This window comes from Pseudorhodoferax aquiterrae, assembly GCF_014652235.1.
In the GTDB taxonomy this organism is placed as follows: Bacteria; Pseudomonadota; Gammaproteobacteria; order Burkholderiales; family Burkholderiaceae_C; genus Pseudorhodoferax; species Pseudorhodoferax aquiterrae.
In genome coordinates this window covers 39,931-47,795 of the sequence record NZ_BMYK01000036.1, presented here as the reverse complement: position 1 = coordinate 47,795, position 7,865 = coordinate 39,931, and the positions used below count along the sequence as shown (strand labels likewise).

Sequence of the window (7,865 nt, the reverse complement as noted above, 5' to 3'; positions counted from 1 at the left end):
CCCCGCAGCCACGTGGCCGCCTCGGCGCTGCCTTCACGAAAGATCCGGGCTAAGCCGCCGGCAGCCGCTGCGTCTCCACGGTCACGTGCGCGAGTTCGTGGATCGGCGCCAGCAGCGCCTTGTAGGCCGACGCCTCGCGCGGCGCCGCCGAAGCGATGGACACGATGGCCGCGAAGTGGCCAGGACCGAGCTGCCAGACATGCAGGTCCTCGATGCGGTCGCCCGTGGGCGCGAGGGCGTGACGGATCTCCTCGCGCACCTGCGGCCCCTGGACGGGCGCATCGAGCAGCACGCTGCCCGCATCGCGCACCAGGCCCCAGGACCAGCGCGCGATCACGAGTGCGCCCACCAGGCCCATGGCCGGATCCGCCCACAGCCAGCCCTGGCTGCGGCCCAGCGCCAGCGCCGCGATGGCCAGCACCGAGGTCAGCGCATCGGCCAGCACGTGCATGTAGGCGGCGCGCAGGTTGTTGTCGCGCGGGCCCTCGCCATGCGCGTGGTGGTCGTGGTCGTCGTCGTGGTGCCCATGCCCATGGTGGTGGTGACCGTGGTCCTGGCGCAGCAGCCAGGCGCTGGCCAGGTTCACGGCCAGGCCGGCCGTGGCCACGGCCATGGCCTGGGCAAAGTCGATCGGCACGGGGCGGGCCAGGCGCAGCAGGCTCTCCCAGCCGATCAGCAGCGCGATCAAGCCCAGCACCACAGCGCTTGCGAAGGCCGCGAGGTCGCCCAGCTTGCCCGTGCCGAACGCGAAGCGCGGGTTGCCCGCGTGGCGCCGGGCGTAGCGGTAGGCCAGCGCCGTGATCAGCATGGCGCCCGCGTGGGTGGCCATGTGCCAGCCATCGGCCACCAGCGCCATCGAGCCGTAGACCGTGCCGGCGACGATCTCCACGCCCATCATGGCGGCCGTCAGCGCGATGACCCACCAGACGCGGCGCTCGTTGCGACGGTGGTCGCGGCCCAGGTAGACATGCGCGTGCGGCGCCTGGAACGGGGTGTGGGGTGCGGTGCTCATTTCATGTACGTCCGGATCACTTCCAGCAGTTCCTGGCCGCCGGCACGCCGCTCGGCCTCGGTCGCGGCGTCGACCACGTGTTCCTGCAGGTGGTCGGCCATGAGTTCGGCGCTGAGACCGGCCATGGCGCCACGCGCGGAGGCCAGCTGGCGCAGCACCTCGCCGCAGGCCGATCCGCCTTCGAGCGCGCGCTCGATGCCCTCCATCTGGCCGCGGATGCGGCGCACGCGGGCCAGCAGTTTTTCCTTTTGCCGCAAGGTGTGGGACATGGATGGGTGGGCCTCAATATAGTGTGGGGGGCTATATTACCGAGACCGTCCCTGCGGCCGGGCATCGCCCATGGCGCGCACGCGGTCATGGTGCGAAGGCTGGGACAATCCGCGCATGGACACGCCCCCCGACAAGCGCCACCTGGCGCTGTTCGACCTCGACGGCACCTTGTTGCCGCTGGACACCAACCAGGCCTTCGGCCAGTTCCTCGCCCGCCGCGGCTGGGTCGACGCCCAGGCCTGGCAGGCCCGCAACGCGGCCTTCCTCGAAGACCACCACCTGGGCCGGCTGGACCTGCACCGCTTCATCGACTTCTCCACCGCGCCCTGGCGCGACCGGGGCGAGGACGAGCAGCTCGCCATCCGCGCCGAGTTCGTGGCCGAGGTGATCGTGCCCGCGATTCCGGTGGCGGCGCGGCGCCTGGTGGCGCAGCACCAGCAGGCCGGCGACCTCGTGGCCCTGGTCACCGGCACCAACGAGTTCCTGGCCGCGCCCATCGCCGCGGCCTTCGGCATCGACCATGTGCTGGCCGTGCAGCTGGAGCGCGCAGACGCGGGGCGCATCACGGGCCGCATCCTGGGCATCCCGTCCTTCCACGTGGGCAAGGTGGACCGCGTGCACGCCTGGCTGGCCGCGCAGGACCTGCGGCTGGACGCCTTCGCGTCCGTGAGCTTCTACGGCGATTCGGTCAACGACCTGCCGCTGCTCGACGTGGTGAGCCGGCCGGTGGCCGTCAGCCCCAGCGATGCGCTGCGGCAGGTGGCCCAGGCCAAGGGCTGGACCATCATCGAATCGCTGGCCGCGTAGCGGCCACCGGCCCTGGCGCCTTGGCCGGCGCAGACATCGCCACCCGGTCCCTCACACTCGGCCGCTGCTGCATGTCGGCCCACCACGCGCGCAGCGCCGCGCAGTCCGCGGGGATGGGCAGCTGCACCAGTTCCGCAAAGATCAAGCCGCCGATGACGGCGATGTCGGCCATCGAAAAGCGGTCGCCGGCCACGAAGGGCTGCTGCTGCAGCACCGTGTCGAAGTAGCGCATGCCCCGCACGGCCTTGTCGCGCTGGCGCAATCCCCATTCGGCGTTCTGGTACAGCTCGACATCAGGCCCGAGCCCCGGCGTGCCGTGGTGGAAGTACACGCTGACGGCATCGAGCAGCTCGATCTCGGCGCGCTTGTTCATCATGTGGATGAATCCCTGCTCGCGTGGCGTCGTGCCGGTCAGTGTGGGCACGCCGTCCAGGGCATCGAGGTATTGCGTGATGGCGGTGCACTCGGCGATGCAGCTGCCATCCTCGAGTTCGAGCACCGGCAGCGTGCCCGAGTAGTTCTTGGCCAGAAAGCCCGGCTGCTTGTGCTCGCCTTTCCAGAGATCGACCGAGACGAAGCGCACGCGCGACTGGAGGTTCTTTTCCGCCAGTGCGATCCGGACGCGGGCCGGGTAGGGGCCCGTGTGCCAGTCGTGGACCGTCATGGTGGCTTGCGGCGCAGCATCGGCGGGGTGGCTCAGGGTGTTCATGTGTTTACCTATCAATTGGTAGGTAGATACTAGGTGGTGCGCGTGGGTGCGTCAAGAGCTATCTATCACTTGGTAGATAATTGGAGCAAGGAGGGCCGACAGATGGCTTCGAACGCACGAGAGGACATCCTGGCCGCCGCCAAGCGAATGGCGCAGGCGCACGGCTACAGCGGACTGAACTTCCGCGACCTTGCGCAGGACGTGGGCATCAAGAGTGCGAGCATCCACTACCACTTCCCGACCAAGGCCGACCTCGGTGCGGCCGTGGCCCAGCGCTACTGGGAAGACACTGCCGCCACGCTGGACGCCATGTGGGCCGACACGCCAGACCCGGTCCGGTGCCTGGCCCGCTACCCCGAGGTGTTCCGCAAGGCGCTCGAAACCGGCAACCGCATGTGCCTGTGCAGCTACATGGCCGCCGAATACGACGACCTGCCCGAGGCCGTGAAGACGCAGGTGCAGACCTTCACGGACGTCAACGTGGCGTGGCTGGCCAAGCTGCTGGTGGCCGGCGCGCTGGTCCGTGCGGAGGACGGCGAAGACCGGGCGCGCGCCATCTTCGCGGCCATCGCCGGCGCGCAATTGGTCGCCAGGAGCCGGTCGGACATCGCGCTGTACGACGCGCTGGTCGGCAGTTACCGCGCGGCCGGGCTGCTGCCGGCCTGAGCGGCCAGGCGCGTGTGGAATGAAACCTGCATGGCTGCCGGCCCATGCACCAGGAGACCCGCTTGCTCATCGGCCAGATCTCGGACACGCACATCCGGCCGAAAGGCCAGCGCTACCACGGCGTCGCCGATTCCAACCGCATGCTGGCCCAGGCCATCGCCCACCTGCAGGGGCTGGACCGGCGCCCCGACCTCGTCCTGCTGACCGGCGACCTCGTCGACAAAGGCCACCCCGACGAATACGCCATGGCCCGCGAACTGCTCGCGGAGCTGGCGATTCCCTGCCTCGTGGTTCCCGGCAACCACGACCACCGCGACGCGTTCCGGGCGGCCTTCGCAGACCATGCCTGGCTGCCCGCGGCCGGACCGCTGCATTTCTGCGTGGACACGCATCCGGTGCGCATCGTGGCGCTCGATTCGACCGTGCCGGGCGCGCACCATGGCGCCATCGACGAGGCCGGCCTGGACTGGCTGCACACCACGCTCGCGGCGGACCGCGCCAAGCCCACGCTGGTGGTGCTGCACCACCCGCCGTTCGCCAGCGGCATTCCGTACATGGATGGCTACGCGCTGCGCGCGCCCGAGCGGCTCGCGCAGGTGATCGGCGCGTTCGACAACGTGGAGCGCGTGCTGTGCGGCCATGTGCACCGCCTGATGCTGCGGCGCTGGGCCGGCACCGTGGTCTGCAGCTGCCCCAGCACCACGACCGAGATCGCGCTGCGCCTGCAGCCCGACGCCCGGCCGGCGTCGTTCATGGCGCCGCCGGCCTGCATGCTGCACCTGTGGAGCGCGGCCGACGGCATGGTCAGCCACCTCAGCACCATCGGTGATTTCGAGGGGCCGTTCGACTTCGCGTGAGCAGGGCGCGGGTCAGTCGAAGCCGAACAGCCGCCGTGGCGTTTCCCACAGCACCTGCCGGCGCGCGGCTGCGTCCGGCAGCTGGCGCTCCAGCAGCGCCAGCAGCGGCGCGTAGTCGATGCGCGCGGGCGCCCGCAGGAAAGGCCAGTCCGAGGCCCAGACCAGTTGCTGCGGCCCGAAGGCCTCGACCAGCGCCTGCACATAGGGCGCGCAGTCCGCATGCGGATAGGCCTCGCCCGAGACCTTGGCCAGGCCCGAGAGCTTGACCGCCGCCCGGCCCGTGCCGGCCAGCGCGAGCAGGGCCGCGAAGCCGGCCTGGCCGCGGCCCGCGGACGGCACGAAGCGGCCGGCATGGTCGAACACCAGGCGCGCGCCGCTGTCCGCGAGCAGCGGGGCCAGCGCGACGAGCTGGTCGCCCTGGACCTGCACATCGGCCCAGAGGTCGAGTTCGCGCAGGCGTTCGAGCAGGGGGCCGATGTCGCGGTAGAAGTCCACGCCCAGCAGCGCGACGTTGAAGGCCACACCGACCACGCCCTGCGCCTTCAGCGCCTGCAGCTCGTCGCGGCCGGCATCGTTGCGCAGCACGGCGATGCCCTTGTAGCGGCCACCGCCGCGGGCCAGCGTGTCCAGCAGCAGCCGGTTGTCCAGGCCGTAGCCCGAGTTCGGGCCGACCAGCAGCGCATGGTGCACCCCGTGCGCATCCAGCACATGGGCCAGTTGCGCCGGTGTGCCGGTCTCGGCCGCGGTCGGCCGGTAAAACGTGTCGGCCGCGTAGGGAAAGCGTTCGGGGTCGAAGACGTGGACATGGCAGTCCACGATGGGCATCGCAGGGGGCGGGGTCATGCGCCCATGCTACGTCGCCAGCTCAGAACGGCCGGCTGCCCGACAGGCTGATGCGCTTGAGCAGCCGCGTCTCTTCGGCGGCGAAGCCGGTGCGCGCATGCAGCGTGGCCTGGTTGTCCCAGTAGACGATGTCGCCCACCTGCCAGTGGTGCGTGTAGGCGAAGCGCGGCTGCGCGAGATGGGCGCGCAGCCGCTCGATGAGCGCGCGGCCGCGGGCGGCATCCCAGCCCACGACCTCGACCTCGGTCGCCGCGCCCAGGTACAGCAGGCGCAGCCCCGTGTCGGGATGCGTGCGCACGAGCGGATGCACCTCGAACGGCGTCAGCGGTTCGATGTCGGGTGTGCGGTACAGCGGCCGCTCGCCCGAGGGCAGCGGGTGCAGCCGGCGCAGGAAGGGGTTGTAGGTGATCAGCTGCAAGCCGTCGATCTCCGCGCGCGTGGCCCCGTCGAGCGCCTCGTAGGCCGCGACCTCGTCGACCCAGGTGGTCGCGCCGCCCACGGACGGCACCTGCAGCGCGTACAGAAAGGAGCCCGAGGAGGGCTGCGGCGTCCAGTGGTGGTCGGAGTGCGCGGCCAGCTCGTGGTGACCGAGCACGCCCTCCTCGACATTGCCGACCTTCACGATGGCAGGCGTGGTGCCGCCGTAGAGGTCGGAGGCCAGCACGGGCACGTCGGCCGGCGGCTGGAACACGCTGCCGAAGTAGCTGGCCAGGCGCAGGTACTGCGCGTCGTCAAGCTGCTGGCCGCGCAGCAGCACGATGCGGTGGCGCTGCAGGGCCAGGCGGATCGCGCGGACCTGGGCCGCGTCCAGCGGCTGGCGCGCGTCGATGCCCTGGGCCAGCGCGCCGAGCGCGGCGCCGACGATGGGCTGCAGCTGCCAGGGCGCGGTGCGGTCGTTCTGCAGGGGTGGGCGCTCGAGAACGGCAGACATGGGGAACTCCTTGGGCGGTGAAGCGGATGGCCATGCTAGGCAGCGCAGCCATGCGCGTGAACGCAGCTTTGCGCATGTCGATATGCGCCCAACGGCGCAGGCTAAGCTCGGCCCGGTGCCTGCCTTCAAAGACCTTCTGGAGACGCGCCAGGTGGCGATCTACTTCGGCGCCGTGCTGTTCGGCGCCGCGCTCGCGTGTGGCCTGCGCGGCACGGCGGCCTGGCAGCCGGCCATCGCGCCGGCGCTGGCGCTCATGCTGTTCCTGACCTTCCTGCAGCTGCCGCTGGCGTCGCTGGGCCAGGCGCTGCGGGCGCGGCGCTTCCTGGCCACGCTGCTGGGCGTGAACTTCGTCGCCGTGCCGCTGCTGGTGGCCCTGTTGCTGCCGCTGCTGCCAGCCGATCCCTTGCTGCGCCTGGGTGTGCTGCTGGTGCTGTTGTGCCCCTGCATCGACTACGTGGTCACCTTCGCCCAGATGGGCCGGGCCGATGCGCGGCTGCTGCTGGCGGCCACGCCCTGGCTGTTGCTGCTGCAGATGGCGCTGCTGCCTTTGTTCCTCGCGCTGCTGCTGGGCGAGGCCGCGGCCGGCCTGGTGCGGCCCGGGCCTTTCGTGCAGGCCTTCGTCTGGCTCATCGCCGCGCCGCTGGCGCTGGCCCTGGCCTGCCAGCGCTGGGCTGGTGCGCGCGTGAACGCGGCGCTTGCGCTGCTGCCGGTGCCGGCCACGGCGCTCGTGCTGCTGCTGGTCGTGGCGTCCGTGCTGCCGCAGCTGGGCCAGGCCGGGCCGGCGGCATGGCGCGCCGTGCCGGTCTGCGGTCTGTTCGCGCTGCTGGCGCCGCTGCTGGGCTGGTGGCTGGCGCGCCGCGCGCGGCTGCCGGTGCCGGCCGCCCGTGCCGTGGCCTTCAGCGCGGGCACGCGCAATTCGCTCGTGGTGCTGCCGCTGGCCCTGGCCGTGCCGGGCGCGCTGCCGCTGCTGCCGGCCGTGGTGGTGGCGCAGACGCTGGTGGAGCTCGTGGCCGAGCTGGTCTACATCCGCTGGATGCCGCGCTTGGGGCGGCTGGGTGAGCCGGCCTAACTGCGCGCGAACAGCGGCTGCTCGTAGTGCGCCACGCGCGTGGCGCGGCCGGCCAGGCAGACCTCGCGGAACTGGAACAGCAGGGCGGCCGTGGGCGCTGCCACCCAGCCCTCGCCGACCGGCATGCGCAGCACAGGGTGCGGGCTGTCTTCGATCGGCTCGAGCAAGGGTGCATCGGCGCGCTGCAACTCGGTCAGGCGCACGCGGTGGATGCTGGCCACCTCGGCGGGGTTGGGCGCGAGCGCAGTCTGCACGGGGCCTGCCCACACCACGACCGGCGTGATCGCGAAGCCCGAGCGCGTGGGGAAATCGTCGAGCAGGCCCAGCACGGCATCGGGAGCCAGTTCCAGGCCCACTTCCTCGTGCAGCTCGCGCAGCGCCGCGTCGGCGGCGGATTCGCCGGACTCGACCCGGCCGCCAGGCAGCGCCCATTGCCCCGGGTGGTTGCGCAGGTGCAGGGCACGCCGCGTGAGCAGCACGGCGGCCTCCCGGCTCCAGCCGGTGGGGCGCGGCAGCCCCGGAAATTCGGCACCCAGGCCTTCCTCGACCAGCGCCAGCGCGACGGCGGCGCGCTGCCCGGCGGCCGGCACGCCGTGCAGCTCGAAGCGGGCGAGGTGGTGGGCGATCTGGTCGCGAAGCGCTGCATCCAGCTGCATGGTGGGGCGGTGGTCCGGGTCGTGGGCCGGGCCAGTATGCCCGTG

The 7,865-nt window shown here is 71.6% G+C and carries 10 protein-coding genes; 4 read left to right on the top strand and 6 right to left on the bottom strand.

Annotated features, from left to right (window positions below):
- Window positions 1-49: 49 nt before the first annotated feature.
- Both dmeF and IE209_RS30255 read right to left on the bottom strand, forming a co-directional pair.
- Window positions 50-1,012: a CDF family Co(II)/Ni(II) efflux transporter DmeF gene (gene dmeF / locus IE209_RS30260; RefSeq protein WP_189690607.1), complete on the bottom strand. Its 963-nt coding sequence runs from the start codon at window positions 1,010-1,012 to the stop codon at window positions 50-52.
- Window positions 1,009-1,281: a metal/formaldehyde-sensitive transcriptional repressor gene (locus tag IE209_RS30255; RefSeq protein WP_189690606.1), complete on the bottom strand. Its 273-nt coding sequence runs from the start codon at window positions 1,279-1,281 to the stop codon at window positions 1,009-1,011. The genes dmeF and IE209_RS30255 overlap by 4 nt, the downstream gene beginning before the upstream one ends.
- Before the next feature lie 115 nt (window positions 1,282-1,396).
- On the opposite strand from IE209_RS30255, the gene IE209_RS30250 reads away from it, so the two are divergent.
- Window positions 1,397-2,089 carry an HAD family hydrolase gene (locus IE209_RS30250; RefSeq protein ID WP_189690605.1) on the top strand — a complete coding sequence of 231 codons (693 nt, stop codon included), beginning with the start codon at window positions 1,397-1,399 and terminating at the stop codon, window positions 2,087-2,089.
- On the opposite strand, the gene IE209_RS30245 is transcribed toward IE209_RS30250, so the two are convergent.
- Window positions 2,067-2,798 carry a glutathione S-transferase gene (locus tag IE209_RS30245; protein WP_229883139.1) on the bottom strand — a complete coding sequence of 244 codons (732 nt, stop codon included), beginning with the start codon at window positions 2,796-2,798 and terminating at the stop codon, window positions 2,067-2,069. The two genes, IE209_RS30250 and IE209_RS30245, sit on opposite strands and share 23 nt — an antisense overlap.
- A 102-nt stretch (window positions 2,799-2,900) precedes the next feature.
- On the opposite strand from IE209_RS30245, the gene IE209_RS30240 reads away from it, so the two are divergent.
- Both IE209_RS30240 and IE209_RS30235 read left to right on the top strand, forming a co-directional pair.
- Window positions 2,901-3,464, top strand: coding sequence for a TetR/AcrR family transcriptional regulator (locus IE209_RS30240; RefSeq protein WP_189690604.1), 564 nt, complete (start codon window positions 2,901-2,903; stop codon window positions 3,462-3,464).
- A 44-nt stretch (window positions 3,465-3,508) separates the two neighbouring features.
- The gene (locus IE209_RS30235) at window positions 3,509-4,321 is read left to right on the top strand and encodes a phosphodiesterase (RefSeq protein WP_229883138.1); all 813 of its coding nucleotides are present in this window, start codon (window positions 3,509-3,511) and stop codon (window positions 4,319-4,321) included.
- Window positions 4,322-4,333: 12 nt separating this feature from the next.
- On the opposite strand, the gene IE209_RS30230 is transcribed toward IE209_RS30235, so the two are convergent.
- Together IE209_RS30230 and IE209_RS30225 are read right to left on the bottom strand one after the other, a co-directional pair.
- Window positions 4,334-5,164: an amidohydrolase family protein gene (locus IE209_RS30230; RefSeq protein ID WP_189690603.1), complete on the bottom strand. Its 831-nt coding sequence runs from the start codon at window positions 5,162-5,164 to the stop codon at window positions 4,334-4,336.
- A 22-nt stretch (window positions 5,165-5,186) separates the two neighbouring features.
- A complete protein-coding gene (locus IE209_RS30225) occupies window positions 5,187-6,095 on the bottom strand; it encodes a TauD/TfdA dioxygenase family protein (protein WP_189690602.1) in 909 nt (302 codons plus the stop codon).
- A gap of 115 nt (window positions 6,096-6,210) precedes the next feature.
- On the opposite strand from IE209_RS30225, the gene IE209_RS30220 reads away from it, so the two are divergent.
- Entirely contained in the window at window positions 6,211-7,164 is a 954-nt protein-coding gene (locus IE209_RS30220) for an arsenic resistance protein (RefSeq protein WP_189690601.1), read from the top strand.
- On the opposite strand, the gene IE209_RS30215 is transcribed toward IE209_RS30220, so the two are convergent.
- Window positions 7,161-7,820 (bottom strand): NUDIX hydrolase, encoded by a 660-nt coding sequence (locus tag IE209_RS30215; protein ID WP_189690600.1) that lies wholly within the window; start codon window positions 7,818-7,820, stop codon window positions 7,161-7,163. The two genes, IE209_RS30220 and IE209_RS30215, sit on opposite strands and share 4 nt — an antisense overlap.
- Between the last annotated feature and the right edge of the window lie 45 nt (window positions 7,821-7,865).

Coding starts and splice junctions, on each gene's coding strand:
- dmeF (WP_189690607.1), bottom strand. CDS start 1,012: ATGAGCACCGCACCCCACACCCCGTTCCAGGCGCCGCACGCGCATGTC.
- IE209_RS30255 (WP_189690606.1), bottom strand. CDS start 1,281: ATGTCCCACACCTTGCGGCAAAAGGAAAAACTGCTGGCCCGCGTGCGC.
- IE209_RS30250 (WP_189690605.1), top strand. CDS start 1,397: ATGGACACGCCCCCCGACAAGCGCCACCTGGCGCTGTTCGACCTCGAC.
- IE209_RS30245 (WP_229883139.1), bottom strand. CDS start 2,798: ATGAACACCCTGAGCCACCCCGCCGATGCTGCGCCGCAAGCCACCATG.
- IE209_RS30240 (WP_189690604.1), top strand. CDS start 2,901: ATGGCTTCGAACGCACGAGAGGACATCCTGGCCGCCGCCAAGCGAATG.
- IE209_RS30235 (WP_229883138.1), top strand. CDS start 3,509: ATGCACCAGGAGACCCGCTTGCTCATCGGCCAGATCTCGGACACGCAC.
- IE209_RS30230 (WP_189690603.1), bottom strand. CDS start 5,164: ATGACCCCGCCCCCTGCGATGCCCATCGTGGACTGCCATGTCCACGTC.
- IE209_RS30225 (WP_189690602.1), bottom strand. CDS start 6,095: ATGTCTGCCGTTCTCGAGCGCCCACCCCTGCAGAACGACCGCACCGCG.
- IE209_RS30215 (WP_189690600.1), bottom strand. CDS start 7,820: ATGCAGCTGGATGCAGCGCTTCGCGACCAGATCGCCCACCACCTCGCC.